This is a genomic window from Halopseudomonas pertucinogena (assembly GCF_014646575.1).
GTDB classification, from domain to species: Bacteria; Pseudomonadota; Gammaproteobacteria; order Pseudomonadales; family Pseudomonadaceae; genus Halopseudomonas; species Halopseudomonas pertucinogena.
In genome coordinates this window covers 29,843-47,358 of the sequence record NZ_BMNN01000005.1, presented here as the reverse complement: position 1 = coordinate 47,358, position 17,516 = coordinate 29,843, and the positions used below count along the sequence as shown (strand labels likewise).

Annotated in this window: 20 protein-coding genes; 14 read left to right on the top strand and 6 right to left on the bottom strand. The window is 65.0% G+C overall.

From position 1 onward, the window contains the following. The first annotated feature begins 72 nt into the window (after nt 1-72). From IEW63_RS11205 to hisF, 5 genes are read left to right on the top strand one after another with little or no spacing between them, the layout of a single operon-like run. A complete protein-coding gene (locus IEW63_RS11205; RefSeq protein ID WP_188636726.1) occupies nt 73-1,188 on the top strand; it encodes an endonuclease/exonuclease/phosphatase family protein in 1,116 nt (371 codons plus the stop codon). A gap of 37 nt (nt 1,189-1,225) precedes the next feature. Next, on the top strand, nt 1,226-1,819 hold the full coding sequence (gene hisB / locus IEW63_RS11200; protein ID WP_188636725.1) for an imidazoleglycerol-phosphate dehydratase HisB: 594 nt from the start codon (nt 1,226-1,228) through the stop codon (nt 1,817-1,819). After that, on the top strand, nt 1,820-2,458 hold the full coding sequence (hisH, locus tag IEW63_RS11195) for an imidazole glycerol phosphate synthase subunit HisH (protein ID WP_188636724.1): 639 nt from the start codon (nt 1,820-1,822) through the stop codon (nt 2,456-2,458). A 13-nt stretch (nt 2,459-2,471) separates the two neighbouring features. Next, nucleotides 2,472-3,209 carry a 1-(5-phosphoribosyl)-5-[(5-phosphoribosylamino)methylideneamino]imidazole-4-carboxamide isomerase gene (gene hisA, locus IEW63_RS11190; RefSeq protein ID WP_188636723.1) on the top strand — a complete coding sequence of 246 codons (738 nt, stop codon included), beginning with the start codon at nt 2,472-2,474 and terminating at the stop codon, nt 3,207-3,209. Nucleotides 3,210-3,228: 19 nt separating this feature from the next. Then, the gene (gene hisF, locus IEW63_RS11185) at nt 3,229-4,002 is read left to right on the top strand and encodes an imidazole glycerol phosphate synthase subunit HisF (RefSeq protein ID WP_188636722.1); all 774 of its coding nucleotides are present in this window, start codon (nt 3,229-3,231) and stop codon (nt 4,000-4,002) included. A 194-nt stretch (nt 4,003-4,196) separates the two neighbouring features. On the opposite strand, the gene IEW63_RS11180 is transcribed toward hisF, so the two are convergent. The 4 genes from IEW63_RS11180 to gpmI form a co-directional block, all read right to left on the bottom strand. Further along, entirely contained in the window at nt 4,197-5,153 is a 957-nt protein-coding gene (locus IEW63_RS11180; RefSeq protein ID WP_188636721.1) for a divergent polysaccharide deacetylase family protein, read from the bottom strand. After that, nucleotides 5,150-6,427, bottom strand: a complete 1,278-nt coding sequence (locus tag IEW63_RS11175; protein ID WP_188636720.1) for a S41 family peptidase — start codon at nt 6,425-6,427, stop codon at nt 5,150-5,152. Before IEW63_RS11175 ends, IEW63_RS11180 begins: the two co-directional genes overlap by 4 nt. Nucleotides 6,428-6,574: 147 nt before the next feature. After that, nucleotides 6,575-7,759 carry a murein hydrolase activator EnvC family protein gene (locus IEW63_RS11170; RefSeq protein WP_188636719.1) on the bottom strand — a complete coding sequence of 395 codons (1,185 nt, stop codon included), beginning with the start codon at nt 7,757-7,759 and terminating at the stop codon, nt 6,575-6,577. An 11-nt stretch (nt 7,760-7,770) separates the two neighbouring features. Further along, complete coding sequence (gpmI, locus tag IEW63_RS11165; protein WP_188636718.1) at nt 7,771-9,309, bottom strand: 2,3-bisphosphoglycerate-independent phosphoglycerate mutase; 1,539 nt, start codon at nt 9,307-9,309, stop codon at nt 7,771-7,773. A gap of 169 nt (nt 9,310-9,478) precedes the next feature. On the opposite strand from gpmI, the gene IEW63_RS11160 reads away from it, so the two are divergent. The 6 genes from IEW63_RS11160 (at nt 9,479) to IEW63_RS11135 (ending at nt 12,385) form a co-directional block, all read left to right on the top strand. Then, the gene (locus IEW63_RS11160) at nt 9,479-9,901 is read left to right on the top strand and encodes a rhodanese-like domain-containing protein (protein WP_188636717.1); all 423 of its coding nucleotides are present in this window, start codon (nt 9,479-9,481) and stop codon (nt 9,899-9,901) included. A 1-nt stretch (nt 9,902) separates the two neighbouring features. Continuing rightward, a complete protein-coding gene (gene grxC, locus IEW63_RS11155; RefSeq protein ID WP_188636716.1) occupies nt 9,903-10,157 on the top strand; it encodes a glutaredoxin 3 in 255 nt (84 codons plus the stop codon). Nucleotides 10,158-10,187: 30 nt separating this feature from the next. After that, on the top strand, nt 10,188-10,679 hold the full coding sequence (gene secB, locus IEW63_RS11150; RefSeq protein WP_188636715.1) for a protein-export chaperone SecB: 492 nt from the start codon (nt 10,188-10,190) through the stop codon (nt 10,677-10,679). A gap of 79 nt (nt 10,680-10,758) precedes the next feature. Continuing rightward, complete coding sequence (locus IEW63_RS11145; RefSeq protein ID WP_188636714.1) at nt 10,759-11,274, top strand: disulfide bond formation protein B; 516 nt, start codon at nt 10,759-10,761, stop codon at nt 11,272-11,274. 94 nt (nt 11,275-11,368) lie between these two features. Continuing rightward, complete coding sequence (gene rsd / locus IEW63_RS11140; RefSeq protein WP_188636713.1) at nt 11,369-11,857, top strand: sigma D regulator; 489 nt, start codon at nt 11,369-11,371, stop codon at nt 11,855-11,857. A gap of 3 nt (nt 11,858-11,860) precedes the next feature. After that, nucleotides 11,861-12,385, top strand: coding sequence for a hypothetical protein (locus tag IEW63_RS11135; protein ID WP_188636712.1), 525 nt, complete (start codon nt 11,861-11,863; stop codon nt 12,383-12,385). Here IEW63_RS11135 and IEW63_RS11130 read toward each other — a convergent pair. Beyond that, the gene (locus IEW63_RS11130) at nt 12,382-12,834 is read right to left on the bottom strand and encodes a TIGR02444 family protein (RefSeq protein ID WP_188636711.1); all 453 of its coding nucleotides are present in this window, start codon (nt 12,832-12,834) and stop codon (nt 12,382-12,384) included. The genes IEW63_RS11135 and IEW63_RS11130 overlap by 4 nt on opposite strands. A 34-nt stretch (nt 12,835-12,868) precedes the next feature. Here IEW63_RS11130 and IEW63_RS11125 point away from each other — a divergent pair, with 34 nt between their 5' ends. Both IEW63_RS11125 and IEW63_RS11120 read left to right on the top strand, forming a co-directional pair. Beyond that, nucleotides 12,869-14,788, top strand: coding sequence for an ATP-binding cassette domain-containing protein (locus IEW63_RS11125; RefSeq protein WP_188636710.1), 1,920 nt, complete (start codon nt 12,869-12,871; stop codon nt 14,786-14,788). After that, nucleotides 14,785-15,240 (top strand): YaiI/YqxD family protein, encoded by a 456-nt coding sequence (locus IEW63_RS11120; protein ID WP_188636709.1) that lies wholly within the window; start codon nt 14,785-14,787, stop codon nt 15,238-15,240. Before IEW63_RS11125 ends, IEW63_RS11120 begins: the two co-directional genes overlap by 4 nt. Before the next feature lie 281 nt (nt 15,241-15,521). Here IEW63_RS11120 and IEW63_RS11115 read toward each other — a convergent pair whose 3' ends face one another. After that, nucleotides 15,522-16,076 (bottom strand): DUF6436 domain-containing protein, encoded by a 555-nt coding sequence (locus tag IEW63_RS11115; protein ID WP_188636708.1) that lies wholly within the window; start codon nt 16,074-16,076, stop codon nt 15,522-15,524. 151 nt (nt 16,077-16,227) lie between these two features. On the opposite strand from IEW63_RS11115, the gene IEW63_RS11110 reads away from it, so the two are divergent. Beyond that, entirely contained in the window at nt 16,228-17,514 is a 1,287-nt protein-coding gene (locus IEW63_RS11110; protein ID WP_188636707.1) for a GGDEF domain-containing protein, read from the top strand. Nucleotides 17,515-17,516 lie beyond the last annotated feature (2 nt).

Sequence of the window (17,516 nt, the reverse complement as noted above, 5' to 3'; positions counted from 1 at the left end):
TCGTCAGGTTACCACCCGGCAGCAACACCATGCGCTAGGATAGACTTCCGATTTCACCGGAGTTGCTCACCCATGGCATGGATCATCATCGGCCTGCTGACCGGTCTGCTCGTGCTGCTGACACTGTTACCGCTGAGCCGGCATACCGCCTGGTGGGTGCGCGTGTGGGATTTTCCCCGGCTGCAGCTCGCGACCCTTGCCGCTCTGCTGATCGTCGCCGCGCTCGCGTTGCTGGATCTGGCCCATCCCGCAAGCTGGGCGCTGCTCGGGGCGGCGGCGACCTGCCTGGCCTGGCAGGCCTGGTGGATCCTGCCCTATACCCGGCTGTGGCGAAAGGAGGTCCGCTGGGCGGTGGAAGACGGCAGACCCCTGCGCATTCTGGTCGCCAACGTGCTGGAAACCAACCGACGCCACGAACTGCTGCTGGGCCTGATCCGGGAGCATCAGCCCGACATCTTCGTCACCCTGGAGTCCAACGCGCGCTGGCAACAGCAGCTGGACAGGCTGAGTGACTACCCGCACCGGGTCGCCTGTCCGCTGGAAAACCTCTACGGCATGCACGTGTACTCCCGCCTGCCGCTGCACGACGCCGAAATCGCCTGGCTGGTGGAGCAGGACGTGCCGTCCATCCATACCCTGGTCGAGCTGCCCGGTGGCCACTCTGTCCAGGTGCACTTCCTGCACCCTGCACCACCAAGCCCGACGGAGAACGACGAATCCACCGAGCGCGATGTGGAGCTGCTGCTGGTCGCCCGGCGCATCGAGAACAGCCATGCGCCAATCATCGTCACCGGTGATCTGAACGATGTCGCCTGGTCCACCACCACCCGCCTGTTCCGCAAGATCAGCGGTCTTCTCGACCCCCGTGTCGGCCGGGGCATGTTCAACACCTTCCATGCCGACCACTGGTTTCTGCGCTGGCCGCTGGACCATATCTTCCACAGCAGCCATTTCACCCTGGCCGGCATCCGGCGCTTGCCGCACATCGGCTCGGATCACTTCCCGGTACTGGTCGATCTGCGCTACCACCCTGCCGAGCTGGATCAGCAGGGCCTGGATGCCGACGCGCAAGACCGGGCCCTGGCGCAGGAGAAGCTGCAGCAGGAGGACGCGACTCCCGGTGAAGTACCCGCTCCCGGTCGCCAATCCCGGCTTTCTATAGCCCCGGGCCATGGCCAGCACGTATAATGCCGGCCCCTGAATTACATATTTGTGGAGAATCGCCATGATGGAGCGCAAGGCAAGTGTCGAGCGCAACACCTCGGAAACCCAGATCAAGGTGGAGATCAACCTGGACGGTACCGGCCAGGCCCACTTCGACATCGGTGTTCCCTTCCTCGAGCACATGCTGGATCAGGTTGCCCGGCACGGGCTGATCGACATGCACATCGAATGTCGCGGCGACCTGCACATCGACGATCACCACACCGTGGAAGATGTTGGCATCACCCTCGGCCAGGCCTTTGCCAGGGCAGTGGGCGACAAGAAGGGTCTGCGCCGCTACGGCCACTCCTACGTACCGATGGACGAGGCCCTGTCCCGCGTGGCGCTGGACTTCTCCGGGCGCCCGGGTTTGCAGATGCACGTGCCTTTCACCCGCGCGGTGGTCGGCAAGTTCGATGTGGACCTGTTCCAGGAGTTCTTCCAGGGCTTCGTCAACCATGCACTGGTAACCCTGCACATCGACAACCTGCGCGGGCAGAACACCCACCACCAGATCGAGACGGTGTTCAAGGCCTTCGGCCGCGCGCTGCGCATGGCGCTGGAAATCGACCCGCGCATGGGTGACCGGATTCCCTCGACCAAGGGTTCGCTGTAAATGGGATCAGTCGCCGTCATCGATTACGGCATGGGCAACCTGCATTCGGTTGCCAAGGCACTGGAACACGCCGGTGCCAGACAGGTGCTGGTCACCAGTGAACCGCAGCAGATTCTGGATGCAGACCGGGTAGTCCTGCCGGGCGTGGGGGCTATCCGCGACTGCATCACGGAAGTGCGCCGGCTGGGGCTGGACCAGGTGGTGCGCCAGCTGGTGGAGGAGAAGCCCCTGCTCGGCATCTGCGTCGGCATGCAGATGCTGCTCGAGCACAGCGAAGAGAATGGCGGCGTGGACGGGCTTGGCCTGTTCCCCGGTGCAGTGAGATTCTTCGGCGACAACCTGACCGAAGAGGGCCAGCGCCTGAAGGTGCCGCACATGGGCTGGAATCAGGTCAAGCAGACCATCGACCACCCGCTGTGGCACCGCATCGAGCAGGACGGCCGTTTCTACTTCGTGCACAGCTATTACGCCCGTCCGGGCAAGCAGACCCAGATGGCCGGGCGCTGCCATTACGGCGTGGATTTTGCCGCCGCACTGGCCCAGGACAATATATTCGCCACCCAATTCCACCCGGAAAAGAGCCACACCAATGGCCTGCAGCTGCTGCAGAACTTTCTGGCCTGGGATGGACGCTGGTAAAAAGGAACGCAACATGCTGATTATTCCCGCTATTGATCTGAAGGACGGCGCCTGCGTGCGCCTGCGTCAGGGGCTGATGGACGATGCCACGGTATTTTCCAACGACCCGGTGGCCATGGCCGCCCGCTGGGTTGAGGCCGGCTGCCGCCGCCTGCACCTGGTCGACCTCAACGGCGCCTTCGAAGGCAAACCGGTCAATGGCGACGCGGTGACCGCCATTGCCCGGCGCTACCCCGACCTGCCGATCCAGATCGGCGGCGGCATCCGCACCCTGGAAACCATCGAGCATTATGTGCGCGCCGGCGTCAGCTACGTGATCATCGGCACCAAGGCGGTCAAGGAGCCGGCGTTTGTCGGCGAGGCCTGCCGCGCCTTCCCCGGCAAGGTCATCGTCGGCCTGGATGCCAAGGATGGCTTCGTTGCCACCGACGGCTGGGCCGAGGTCAGCGAACTGCAGGTGATTGATCTGGCCAGGCGCTTCGAGGCCGATGGCGTGTCCGCGATCGTCTATACCGACATCGCCAAGGACGGCATGATGCAGGGCTGCAACGTCGAGGCCACCGCAGCGCTGGCCAATGCCACCAGCATCCCGGTGATCGCCTCCGGCGGCATCCACAACCTGGGTGACATCCAGCAGCTGCTGGATGCCCGCGCCCCGGGCATCATCGGCGCCATCACCGGCCGTGCCATCTACGAAGGCACCCTGGACGTGGCCGAAGCCCAGGTCCTGTGCGACCGCGCCGCCAACTGACATCACCGGAGAAACAGCCATGACGCTGGCCAAACGCATCATCCCCTGCCTGGACGTGGAAAACGGCCGCGTGGTCAAGGGCGTGAAGTTCGAGAACATCCGCGACGCCGGCGACCCGGTGGAGATCGCCCGACGCTACAACGAGCAGGGCGCCGACGAGATCACCTTCCTCGACATCACCGCCACCCATGAGGGCCGCGATACCACCCTGCATACCGTCGAGCGCATGGCCAGCGAGGTGTTCATCCCGCTGACCGTGGGCGGTGGCGTGCGTACCGTGCAGGACATCCGCAACCTGCTCAATGCCGGTGCAGACAAGGTGTCGATCAACTCGGCGGCGGTATTCACCCCCGAATTCGTCGGCGAGGCAGCGGACCGGTTCGGCTCCCAATGCATCGTCGTGGCCATCGACGCCAAACGCGTCTCCGGCCCCGGCGAGCCTGACCGCTGGGAGATCTTCACCCACGGCGGCCGCAAACCCACCGGGTTGGACGCAGTGGAATGGGCGAAGAAGATGGAAAGCCTCGGCGCCGGTGAGATCCTGCTGACCAGCATGGATCAGGACGGCGTCAAGAGCGGCTATGACCTCGGCGTCACCCGCGCCATCAGCGATGCGGTGGGCGTGCCGGTGATTGCCTCCGGCGGGGTGGGCAACCTGCAGCACCTGGCTGACGGCATCCTGCTGGGCGGGGCTGATGCGGTGCTGGCAGCGAGCATTTTCCACTTCGGTGAATACACCATTCCGCAGGCCAAGGCGTATCTGGCGGAGCGGGGGATTGAGGTCAGACTCTGAGGTAGTCTGGGATCGCCCCCTCTCCCCAGCCCTCTTTCGCGAGGGGAGAGGGAGCTATCCGCAGTTGCCGCCGCCGCATATGTTCGGCCTGCGCGCTCCGCATTCAGCATGGATACGGAGTATCGTCCGCGAGTCACCCCTCGCCCCTCGCGGGAGAGGGGCCGGGGGAGAGGGGGAAGCCGGTAAGAACCTCCTCACTCCCTGCCCAACAACTCCACCACATCCACCACCTCAACTCCCTCCTCGGCCATCAGATCTCCGCTCAACCGCCACTCCAGAAACTCCAGCGTCTGCGGATAGGGATGCCCGATGACCAGCGCCTGCCCTTCCCGCCGCGCCACCTCCAGCGCTCGGTCAAAGGCCCGGCCGATGGCCTCGGCACTGCGCTCGTTATCGAGAAACACATTGCGCGACAGGTGCGGCACACCCGCCGCTTCGGCGGCGAAGGCGGCCTGGGTGTGGTGGGTGGTGCGGCTGTCGATGAAGAACAGTTCCCGTTCGCGCAGCACCTGCATCACCTGATCCATGGCCGGCCGCTCGGCGGTGAGGCGGCTGCCCATGTGATTGTTCAGGCCGCGGATGTGGCCGAAGCTGTCCAGATTGGTGCGCAGTACCTGCTGCAGTTCCGCGGCCGGCATGCCGCTGTACAGACCGCCGGGGCCGATGGACAGTCCGGCGCCATTCTCCATCGGTTGATGCAGGATCACCGTACGCCCGCGGGCGGCGGCTTCCTCGGCCAAGGTGCGGGCCGCCTGGGTGTGGGGGAGGATGGCCAGTGAGACGGGCTCCGGCAGGGCGAGCAGGCGGCGTCCCTGAGTCAGGCTGTGCCCCACGTCGTCAATGAGGATGGCGATGACGGGATACTCGCCCGCCATGCCGGACACCGGCGCAGAGACCGGTTCGGATGGCAGCGCGACAGGAGGCTGGTCTGGCTCCGGCGGCAGCTCCGTGGCCGGCGCGGGTTGGTGCTGGGCGTGCTCCAGCTCGATCCAGCGGGCTCGCAGCTCATCCATATGGGCCGCGTCGGCACGGCGCTCGGTGGCCTCGTCGAAGGTCTCGTCGCTGACGGATTCGCGCTCGGGCGCCGACGTGTCGGGGTCACCGCAGGCTGCCAGCCCGAGCGCCAGCAGCAGGACCAGCCATTGCCTCATCTTGCGCGGGTGATGTTCAGCCCCTTGAGCAGATTCAAGGCCTGATTCAGCTGGTAATCGGCGGCACGCTCCGCCTCGGCGCCCGTGACCGGAGTGCGCAGCCCGGGCTCGGCCTCGCCCGATCCGTTGTTCAGGTGTCCGAGCAGGTCCACTTCACGATAGCCGCCACCCTCGTCTTCGCTGCGCGTCAGCTGGGCACGATCCACGCGGATATCGGGCACTATCCCCTGGGCCTGGATGGAGCGGCCATTGGGCGTGTAATAGAGCGCGGTGGTGAGCTTCAGGGCGCGGTCATTGTTCAGCGGCAGCACCGTCTGTACCGAGCCCTTGCCGAAGCTGTCGGTGCCCATGATCACGGCACGGCCACGATCCTGCAGGGCGCCGGCGACAATTTCCGAGGCCGAGGCGGAGCCGCCGTTGATCAGCACCACCAGCGGGATGTCGCCGCCGGGGTTGCCCGAGGTGGCATTGAAGCGCAGCTCGGTATTGGCCAGCCGGCCCTTGGTGTAGACGATCAGGCCCCCGGTCAGGAAGGCATCCGCCACCTCAACTGCCGACTGCAACACGCCGCCGGGATTGTTGCGCAGATCCATCACCAGGCCCTTGAGGTCGCCTTTCTCCTTCAGCGCTGCCAGACTGCGACGCACCTCGTCTCCGGTATTGTTCTGGAACTGGGTGATGCGCAGGTAGGCGTAACCGGGCTCCAGATCTTCCACGCGGACGCTGCGCACCTTGATCACTGCGCGCTCCAGCTGCACATCGAAGGGTCTGCCGGTGCCACGCACCAGGGTCAGCTTGATCTTCGAGCCCGCCGGTCCGCGCATGCGATCCACCGCATCCATCAGGCTCATGCCCTTGACCGGATGATCATCGATCTTGACGATGAGGTCGCCCGGCTCGATACCGGCGCGGGAGGCGGGGGTGTCATCAATCGGGGAGATGACCTTGATGAAGCCGTCCTCCTGACCGACCTCCAGGCCCAGGCCACCGAACTGACCGGTGGTGGTGTCCTGCAGGCCCTGGAAGGCTTCCGGCTCAAGGTAGGCGGAGTGGGGATCGAGCCCTTCGAGCATGCCGCGAATGGCGTTCTCCAGCAGGGTGGCGTCGTCCACCTCCTCGACATAGGAGGTACGGATGCGCTCAAGTACTTCGGTGAAGGTGCGCAGTTCATTCAGCGGCAGGGGCGCGGGGGGCTCCCCCTCCTGAGCCTGCACGGGAAGCACACCGAGCAGCAGCACCAGGCTGGCAATGGTCAGGTTACGCACAGCGGTCATCTAAACTCTCCCCCGTCAGAACATCATCCTGGAAATATCGGCAGATCTGCGTTGCTGAAACCGCCCTTGCCCCGGTTCATCCTGATCCTGTGCAGCCTCGCGGCCATGTGAAGCATGAACGAGGGTACGGCTTTTTTCAAAGCTTTATCAGCCTGGCAGCATACACCAGACGGCGGGATCAAGGGGTTGGCCACGGTGGCGAATGGAAAAATACAGCGCCGGCTCGCCGAGACCGCCGCTGTTGCCGACTGTCGCGATGGCTTCGCCGGGCTGCACCCAGCTGCCGACCTCGCGCAGCAGGCTCTGGTTATGTCCGTACAGGCTGAGATAACCGTTGCCATGGTCCAGGATGAGCAGCAGCCCCGAGCCGCGCAGCCAGTCGGCGAAGACCACCCGGCCACCATGCACCGCATGTACCCGGGTCCCCTCGCTGGCTCCGATCAGCAGACCATCCCACTTCAACCGCCCATCGCTGCCACGCTGGCTGCCGAAACGCGCGCGTATCGGGCCGCTTACCGGCAGCGGGAGCTTGCCCCTGGCCTGGGCAAACGGCATGCTGCCGGCCGGCGTCGGAATGCTGGTGATGGCCTCGTCGAGCTTCTTGATGAGTGCGGCCAGCTCAGCCCGCTCCGCCTCCCGGCGCCTGACTTCCTGCTGCTGATCGCGGCTGCGCTCGCGCAGGCTGGCCAGCGCGGTGCTGCGCTTTTCCCGCTCGGCCTCCAGCGCGCTGCGGCGCTGCGCCAGGGCCTCGCGGTCACGCTGCAGAACGCCCTGCTGCTCGGCGATCTGCTCGCTGGTCTGGCGGATCTGCTCGATTGTCAGGGTGTAGCGGTTGATCTCCTCCACCCTGGCCTGGTTGAAGTCGCCGTAGTAGCGCATCATGCGCGCCATTCGCGACGGATCATCCTGGTTGAGCAGCATCTTCAGGTAGTCCTGACGGCCAGCCATGTAGGCAGACCGCACCTGACGGGCGATTTGTTCCTGCTGGGCCTGCAGCGCGTTCTGCAGCGCCGCAGCCTGCTGCTCCAGCGACTGCAGTCGCGCTTCGCCTTCGCCGATCTCCCGTTCGATATCCGCCGCTTCGCGGCGCAGCCGGCCGATCTCGCTCTCGCTGTCCCGCAGTTGCCTCTCCACCCCGGACATTTCCTGCCTGAGCCCGTCGAGCATCCGCTTGAGGCGCTTGATCTCCGCCTCGGTCTGTTTCAGCTCGGCCCGGGCGGCACTGGCATCCTGCTGGGCCACCACCGGCTGGGGCACGGCAGCCAGCAGAAGCAGGGCGGCCAGCCAGCCGACCGCTGCCCGCGGCTTGCCCCTATGCCGGCCGAAGGTCAAGGGAGAGACCCTCAGGAGTGCAGGGTGAGAATGGAGCGGCCGGTCATCTCGCTCGGCTGCGGCAGCCCGAGCAGGGTCAGCACGGTCGGCGCCACGTCGGAGAGAATCCCGCCGTCGCGCATGCTGACCTGCCGCGGGCCGACGTAGACGAAGGGTACCGGCTCGCAGGTGTGGGCCGTGTGCGCCTGACCGGTGCTGGCATCGGCCATCTGCTCGACGTTGCCGTGGTCGGCGGTGATCAGCGCCTCGCCGCCGACCTTCTGCAGCGCGGTCTCGATGCGAGCGATGCAGTTATCAAGACATTCCACGGCCTTGACCGCGGCGTCGAACACACCGGTATGACCGACCATGTCGCCGTTGGCGTAGTTGACGATGATGACGTCATAGCGCTGTTGCTCGATGGCCTCGACGATACGGTCGGTGACCTCCGGCGCACTCATCTCCGGCTGCAGGTCGTAGGTCGCAACCTGGGGCGAGGGGATCAGGATGCGCTCCTCCCCCTCGAAGGGCTCCTCGCGGCCGCCGGAGAAGAAGAAGGTCACATGGGCATATTTTTCCGTTTCCGCGATACGCAGCTGGGTCTTGCCCTGCTTCGCCAGGTACTCGCCAAGCACGTTGTTCAGCGTCGACGGCGGGAAGGCGCAGGGCGCAGGGATATCCGCGGCATACTGGGTAAGCATCACGTAGCCGGCCATGTTCAGCTGACGCTGACGGGCGAAGCCAGCGAAATCGGGTTCGACGAAGGCGCGGGTCAGTTCCCGGGCGCGGTCGGCACGGAAGTTCATGAAGATCACCGCATCGCCATCTTCGACCCGGACCGGCTCGCCGATCACCGTGGCCTTTACGAATTCATCGCTCTCGTCACGGGCATAGGCCGCTTCCAGTCCGGCAGCGGCGGTTTCGGCACGGAACATCCCCTGCCCCTCGGTAATGAGGTTGTAGGCGGCTTCGACACGATCCCAGCGGTTGTCACGGTCCATGGCGAAGTAACGGCCGATCAGCGTGGCGGTGCGGCCCTTGCCCAGGCGCTGGTAGGTCTGCTCCAGCAGATCGAGCGAGGGCGCTGCGCTGCGCGGCGGCGTATCGCGACCATCCAGGAAGGCATGCACCTGGATCTGGCTGGCGCCACGGCGGGCGGCGAGATCGATCATGGCGACGATCTGTTCCTCGTGGCTGTGCACACCGCCCGGCGAGACCAGGCCCATGATATGCACCGCCCGGCCAGCGGCCACGGCCCTGTCGACCGCCGCACAGATGGCCGCGTTGTCGAAGAAGTCGCCATCGGCGATGGCCTTGGTCACCCGGGTGAAGTCCTGGTACACCACCCGGCCAGCGCCGAGGTTCATGTGCCCCACCTCGGAGTTGCCCATCTGGCCGTCCGGCAGCCCCACATCCATGCCAGAGCCGGAAATCAGCGTGCGTGGCGCGCTCGCCCACAGGCGATCCCATACAGGTGTATTGGCGGCCATGATGGCATTGGACTCGGGGGACTCGCTGTAGCCGAATCCATCCAGAATCATCAATACCACGGGTTTGGGAGCTGCTGTCATCCGATTACTCGCTGTGTGATAGAGGTAAGAGGAATTGTCTGCCGTGCCGGCAGGATGCTGCCGCAAGTTTACTTGCCCGGGTCCGGCGTGTCATGCCCGGCAATGGTTCTGCAGCTGCGGAGGGCTGTGTATACTGGCGGCCCTCAATACGGTAGCGGATTTTACTTCTATGCAGTTTCTACAACAGCTTATCGAATTCATAGGCAATCATTATTGGCTGACCGGCGCCTTTCTGGTTGTACTTGCGCTGCTGATATTCACCGAGGGCCGCAAGTCCGGCAAGGCGCTGACTTCCCAGCAGGCGACGGCACTGATCAACCGCGAGAACGCGCTGGTGGTGGATGTGCGTCCGAAGAAGGAGTTCGCCGCCGGGCATATTGTCGATTCGATCAACATTCCTCTGGACAGTTTCGCCACCCGCATGGTCGAACTGGACAAGTACAAGGAAAAACCCATCATTCTGGCCTGCGCCAACGGCCAACATTCCGGCGCTGCGTCCAGACAGCTCAAGGCAGCTGGCTATACGCAGATAAGCCGATTGGCACATGGAATCAGTGGTTGGCGCGCAGACAATCTGCCCCTGGTTAAATGACATGACTGACATCACCATCTACAGCAGCAACTATTGCCCATACTGCATCCGTGCCAAGCAACTGCTCGGCAGCAAGGGCCTCGCCTTCAACGAAGTGGTGGTTGACGGCCAACCTGATCTGCGTGCGGAAATGGCCCGCAAGGCCGGCCGCAGCTCAGTGCCTCAGATCTGGATAAACGGCACGCATGTAGGTGGTTGCGACGATCTGATAGCGCTGGATCGCAGCGGCAAACTGGATACAATGCTGGCAGGCTGATTGCCTCCACGGACACAACAAGGATTGAACATGGCTGAAGAACAACAGAACGCAACCGCCAATGGCGCCAACCAGCCGCAGGTGCAGTTTGCCCTGCAGCGCATCTATGTGAAGGACCTGTCCTTCGAATCCCCGAAGGCCCCTGCGGTGTTCCAGGCCCAGTGGAATCCGCAGGTTAACCTGGACCTGAACACCCGCCACAACAAGCTGCAGGACGACATCTACGAAGTTGTGCTGAGCCTGTCGGCCACCGTCACCAACGGTGCCGAGGAGGTGACCTTCATCGCCGAAGTCCAGCAGGCCGGCATCTTTGCCATCTCCGGACTGGACGAGAACTCGATGCGCCACACCCTCGGTGCCTTCTGCCCGAACATCCTGTTCCCCTATGCCCGCGAGGCGATCGACAACCTGGTATCCCGGGGCAGCTTCCCTCCCCTGATGCTGGCGCCGGTCAACTTCGACGCCCTGTTCGCCCAGGCCGAACAGCGTCGTCTGGCCGAGGCCGAACAGGCCAACGCCTGACGGCTACCCTTCTGCCGCCACCCACGGCAGAAGGGCCGACTTTCAACTCCCACGTCGCTCCGGCCCTATGGATATGCGCATGACCCTGCCTGCCTCCCGCCCGCTTCATCTCATCGCCTTCATCGTCTGCGTGATGCTGCTGGCAACGGCCTATTACATGGAGTACGTCATGGGGTTGCTGCCCTGCCCGTTGTGCATCGTGCAGCGCTTTGCCTTCCTGCTGATCGGCCTGGTGTGCCTGGCTGCGGTGCTGCACAACCCCCAGCCCCGTTCTGGCCGCAGGCGCAGCCTGGCGGCGCGCGGCTATGCCGCTGGCGTGCTGCTTCTCGGCGTGTTCGGCGCCGCCACCGCCGGCCGCCAGGTCTGGCTGCAGCACCAGCCCGCCGATCAGTTGCCCTCCTGTCTGCCCAGTCTCGACTACATGATCGACGTGCTGCCAGTGGTGGAAATGCTGACGCTGCTGTTCAGCGGCACCGCAGACTGTGCCAGGGTGACCTGGACCTTCCTCGGCCTGAGCATCGCCGAATGCACCCTGCTGGCCTTCATCGGCTTTGCGCTGTTCGGGCTCGTCCAGCTGCTGCGGGGCGAGGACTGACGGCGCTTGATACCGGCACACCGACTGGCCTATTCTGTTCGTCCCACGGGAACAGCCATCCCTATAACGCTCACAAGGCAAGACGAGGTGGACCATGCTGGAAAGGTGCAAAACAGCCCAGGAACGCTGGGGCGGAGTCGACAGACTCATTGATCGCTGGCTTGCTGATCGAAAGGAACTCGTGGAGCACTACATTGCGTTGCGCGATCGGACTGCGCCGGATACCAGCCTGCAACAGCAACTCAACCTCTTCTGCAGTGCCCTGCTCGATTATGTGTCGGCAGGGCATTTTGCTGTTTATGAACAACTGGTGCGCGGCGCCGAGGAAGCCGGCAACGAGCGCGCACTCGAACTGATGTCCCGGGTGATGCCGCGCATCGAGACCATTACCCAGTTCGCGGTGATCTTCAACGACTATTACGGCGCCGAGACCAAGCGGGTACTCAAGGAAGACGTCATGCAATCGCGGCTGCTGAAGATGGGCGGCCTGCTGGATGAGCGCTTCGAGCTGGAAGACTGCCTGATCGAGATACTGCACACCGCCAACCGCACCCCCGAGTGTGTCAGCGAAACAGTGGAGTAGAGCGTGCCGGAAAAAGACAGAAAAACCGAAGCAGCGGTCCAGACACCGCTGCATCTGCTGCAGGTGCTGACGCGCACGCTCAACGATCACCTTGCCGAAGCCTGTGACCAGGCCCAGACGGATGCGCGCAAGGTGCTGGAAAAGCTCGACCGCGAACAGCAGAAGATCGCCGAGAAGCTTGAGCAGACCCAGCAGAAGCTCGCCGGGGACAACGCTGACGGCGCGTCCTCGGACAAGCGTCAGGGCAAGCTGAATGAACTGAACGAACGGATGGAGGCCGTCAGGCGGGCACGCAGCGAGGCGGAGGATTATGTCCGCCAGCTGCAGAACGATGTGCGCCAGACCCTGCGTCTGGCCAAGGGCCTTGAGCGAATCGATCACCAGGCGAGCCAGGCGATCGAGAAGCGCAACAACCCGGAAGCAGCTGCCGCCAGGCGTCCTGCCGGTCGCCGCTCGCGGGGCCGTCGGCCGGCAGCGGCGTCAGGGGAGGCGGCTCAACCGGCTGTACCACCGGAGCCGCAGGGCTAGCCGGCGAGGGCGGCAGAGGCGAGGGTGTGCAGACGGACATCCTGCGTGCTGCCGCAACATCGGGCCAGATGCGCCAGCACACAGTCGCGCGGCGCTTGCCCGGTGCCGGCTGCGCCGGCGCATAACCGCTCGAGCACAGTGAGCTGATGCCATTCGGCGGCAAGCTCACAGGCCTTGACCTGCTCATACAGCGCAGCGACATCAGGGTTGCCCGCCAGCCCCCGGCGGACCTGCCGCAGCGGCTGGATCACCCTCTCCCGCCAGGGCCTCTGGGCTGCGTGCAGTTCCTGCCATAGCTGCGGCTCAGCCTCACGCTGCTGTCGGCCCAGCCAGCAGGCGCTGAGCATCAGCAGCACGTCCTGTCCCGCTTCGTCCTGCAATTCCAGCAGCAGTGTCTGCATGCCCGGCTGCCCATACAGCCAGCCGGCATAATCAGCCAGTCCGGCCATCGCTTCACTCCCCGACGCTGATATACTCCGCGCCATGATAAAGATTGAATCCCTGACCCTGCAACGCGGCCCCCAGCGGCTGCTCGACAGCGCCGACCTGACCCTGCACGCGGGCCAGAAGGTGGGCCTGCTCGGCACCAATGGCGCGGGCAAATCCAGCCTGTTCGCCCTGCTGCGTGGCGAGCTGACCGCCGACGCCGGTAACTGCTACCTGCCGCCGGACTGGCGCATCGCCCACATGCGCCAGGAGATCGACGATCTCGAGCGCATCGCCGTGGACTATGTACTGGACGGTGATCAGCGCCTGCGGCGGATCCAGCAGCAACTGGCCGCGGCCGAAGCGCAGCAGGATGCGACACAGCTTGGCACCCTCTATGCGGAACTGGAAGCCCACGACGGCTTCAGCGCCGACAGTCGCGCCCGTACCCTGCTGGCCGGGCTGGGTTTCACCGCTGAGCAATGCGAGTCGCGGGTCGGCGAATTTTCCGGTGGCTGGCGGATGCGCCTGAACCTGGCCCAGACGCTGATGAGCCCATCCGACCTGATGCTGCTCGACGAGCCCACCAACCACCTGGATCTGGACGCCATCCTCTGGCTCGAGGACTGGCTGAAGAGTTACCCCGGCACGCTGCTGTTGATCTCCCATGACCGTGACTTTCTCGATGCGGTCGTCGAGCACATCGTGCATGTGGAATCGCGCAAGCTGACGCTCTACCGTGGAGGCTACAGCCAGTTTGAACGCACCCGCGCAGAGCGGCTTGCCCAGCAGCAGGCAGCCTTCGAGAAGCAGCAGGCCCAGCGCGAGCACATGCAGAAGTACATCGCCCGCTTCCGCGCCCAGGCCACCAAGGCCCGTCAGGCGCAGAGCCGCCTGAAGGCACTGGAACGCATGGAGCTGCTGAGCCCGGCCCATGTGGACTCGCCATTCAACTTCAGCTTCCGCGAAGCCGACAATCAGTCCAACCCGCTACTGGATCTGCGCGAAGGCACGCTGGGTTATGACGGCCAGGCGATCCTGCAGAACGTCAAGCTGCAGCTGGCGCCGGGCGCGCGCATCGGCGTACTCGGTCCCAATGGTGCCGGCAAGTCGACCCTGATCAAGACCCTGGCCGGGTCGCTGCCACTGATCGCCGGCGAGCTTAAGACCGGCGAGCACCTGGCGATCGGTTATTTCGCCCAGCACCAGCTCGACAGCCTCGACCCCAAGGCCAGCCCGCTGCTGCACCTGGCCCGACTGGCGCCACAGGCCCGCGAGCAGGAGCTGCGCAACTTCCTCGGTGGCTTCGATTTTCACGGCAGCCGGGCGGAGGAGCCGGTATTGCACTTCTCCGGGGGCGAGAAGGCGCGCCTGGCACTGGCGTTGATTGCCTGGCAGAAGCCCAACCTGCTGCTGCTTGACGAGCCGACCAACCACCTGGACATGGAGATGCGCCACGCCCTGACCCTGGCGCTGCAGGCGTTCGACGGGGCCATGCTGCTGGTGTCCCACGACCGCGCACTGATCCGCGATACCACTGACGAGCTGTGGCTGGTCGCCGATGGCCGATTGCAGGTCTACGACGATGATCTGGACAGTTACACCCGCTGGCTGGCCCAGTTCCGCCAACAACAGGCCAGCGCTGCCAATCCGCCGACCAGCGAAGCTGCTGCACCCAAGCTCGACGCCAAGGCCCAGCGCCGCCTGGCCGCCGAGCAGCGCCAGCGCCTGGCGCCACTGAAGAAGGCCGCCGACCGGCTCGAACAGCAGCTCGACAAGGCGCAGCAGGAAATGGCCGGCATCGAGACCGAGCTGGCCGATAACGACATCTACAGCGACAGCCAGCGCGAGCGGCTGAAGGCCCTGCTCGGCCGCCAGGCTGACTGCCGCCAGCGGATCGAGGAGCTTGAGCTGCAATGGCTGGAGGCCCACGAGGCGCTGGAAGAGCTGCAGGCCCAGCTGACGGAGGCCTCATGACTCTGTGGATCGATGCCGACGCCTGCCCGCGCCCGGTGCGCGAAATCATGCTGCGCGCCGCGCGGCGCCGCGGGTTGCAACTGGTGCTGGTGGCCAACACGTCGCTGGGTCTGCCGGCAGCGCCCGGAGTGCGTCAGGTAGTGGTACCGGGGGGCGCGGACGTCGCGGACCTGTACATCATCGAGCATGCCGTGCCGGGGGACCTCGTGGTAACGGCGGATATTCCGCTGGCCGACGGCCTGGTCACCCGCAACATCACCGCCATCAACCCCCGCGGAGAGGTCTATGACAAGGGCAGCATCGGCGAGCGGCTCGCCGTACGCAACCTGATGGACGAACTGCGCGGTGCCGGCCTCGCCGGCCGCGGCGGTCCGGCACCTTACAGCGACAAGGACAAACAGGCCTTCGCCAACGCCCTGGACCGCCTGCTCGCCAAAGGCCTGGGCAAGTAATACTGCACAACGGCCAGCCCCGCGCTAACCCAGCAGCGCCCCGCCCTCTCGGGAAGATCGAGTTCCATCTCGACCCAACAGCCTAGCAGCAACCCAAATGGCCGGGATGGAACCCGGCCCTCCCGGCACCGCGCCCCGCCAGCCGCGCTCCCACACCCAGCAGCTCTCTCCCTCCGGGAAGGTCGAGTTCCATCTCGACCCGACAGCCTCGCAGCAACCCAATGGCCGGGGTTGAACCCGGCCCTCCCGGTTCAGCTCCCCCACGGTGCCCTGAGGGGCGTTCAGTCGCCGAACGCTTCCTCATCCAGTTCGCACAGGCAGGCGACGGTGTCGTACTGCGCCGCCTGCACCGTGCGGCCCTGCAGCAGGGCCTGGAGGACCGGCTCGATGAAGCTGCTCTCGGCATTGCAGCTGGCACCATCGCTGTAGGGCCCGACGTAGGCGAGCTTGCCGCTGGCGTCCCAGATGGCCACCGAAGGGCCGCCGGGCCAGCCGGCCCATGCCTGCGGCAGTGGCCAATGCGGCAGCTCCGCCAGGATGTCGCCACGACCGCCGGGCGAACTCCCCGCCCGGGCGAAGCGTACGCCCTGCGCGCCGAAACGCCGGGTCATCTCGTTGATGTAGGCCTCATGACCGGCGTTGCAGGGACATTCGTTCTGCCAGACATGCACCACCTGGACCTGGCCACTGCTGAAAGGCGCTGCCACCTCTACTCCGGCAAAGAATGCAGGCCGCTCGAAGGTGCGCTCATGCCGGCCATCCAGCCACCACCAGGCCCAGCCGATCGCGATTATCCAGATACCGGCCAGCAGCCAGCGGACGCCCCATGTCTTCATTTATCACCTTCAATAATCGATTGCGGAAGTCCGCCCGCCAGCCATATGATGGCACTGGGCTAGCCTTCTTCTGCCAACCTCCGCACATCCTGCGAAGCTGGCGCTTTCAACTGACGCGCAGGAGTTCTAGTCTTATCGGTCACGCTGGAACATGTCCGTTACCCCCGCAGTGGAGACGGACAAGGATGAATTCCGCACCATGCACACCGAGTTGAACACATTCTCCCTGGCCCTCGCGCTGGTGCTGGTTACCCTGGGCATGACCCTGGTCCTCATCATGGCGGCGTGGCATTCGGGCAGTGAAAAGGGGTTGCGCCACTGGGCGCTGGGCAATCTCGCGCTGACCATGGGGCTGGTATTGAACATCAGCCAGGGCCTGCTGCACCACAGTATCTCGCAAATTCTCGCCGCCGGGCTGATGGCGCTCGGGCTGGGAGTGATCTGGCTGGGGGTGAGGGCCTTCAAGGGCTCGAGCCAGCCCCAGGCCGGCCCCATATTCGCCGCAGTACTGGTCATGCTGCTGCTCGCCTATTTTCACTACATCCAGGACAGCGCCATCGCCCGTCAGGCCAGCATCGGCATCTGCCTCGGAGTCCTGGCGCTGCTCTCGGCCCGCGAGCTGCTGGTACCCGCCCGCCCCCCATTGCGACGGGCCTACTGGTTCACCGGCGGCATCATGCTGTTGAGCGGGTTCGGCCTGCTGGCGCGCGCAGCGCTGGGCGCCGAGCAGACACTGATATCTGCCACCGAGATCAATCTCGAGCGGAGCCTGCAACATGCTACCCTGCTCGGGGTGATGGTGGCCCAGATCGGCATGGCCGGCGGCTTCATCCTGATGACCCATTACCGCACCATGCTGGCGCTGCAGCAGTTGTCCGAACATGACCCGCTGACCGGCACCCTCAATCGCCGCAGCATGCATGATCGTGCCCAGGCGGTGCTGGAAGGCGCCATGCACGAGGAGCTTCCCGCCACCCTGGTGATGGTCGACGCCGATCACTTCAAGCGCATCAACGACGAGTTCGGTCATCAGACCGGCGATGCGGTGCTCTGCCACCTGGTCACCCGCATCCGCCAGCACATGCGCAGCAACGACCTGCTGGGGCGGTTCGGCGGTGAGGAGTTCGTGCTGCTGCTACCCGGTCTGGATGCCGGCGACGCGCAGGAAGTGGCCGAGCGCATCCGCACCGCCATCTGCAGCCACGCCGAGCCCATCTCCGACCAGGCGGTGGTGCTGAGCGTCAGCCTCGGCGTCGCCAGTACCGATATCTATGGTCACGACTACACCGCGCTCGTGGCGGCCGCAGACTCGGCGCTCTACCGCGCCAAGGCAATGGGCCGCAACCGTGTTGAGGTCAGCACCGAACCCTGTGACGAGCTGCGCGACAACATGGCCCTACGTTTACTGTCTCAATTCCGTCATAATCTCGACGTATAAGG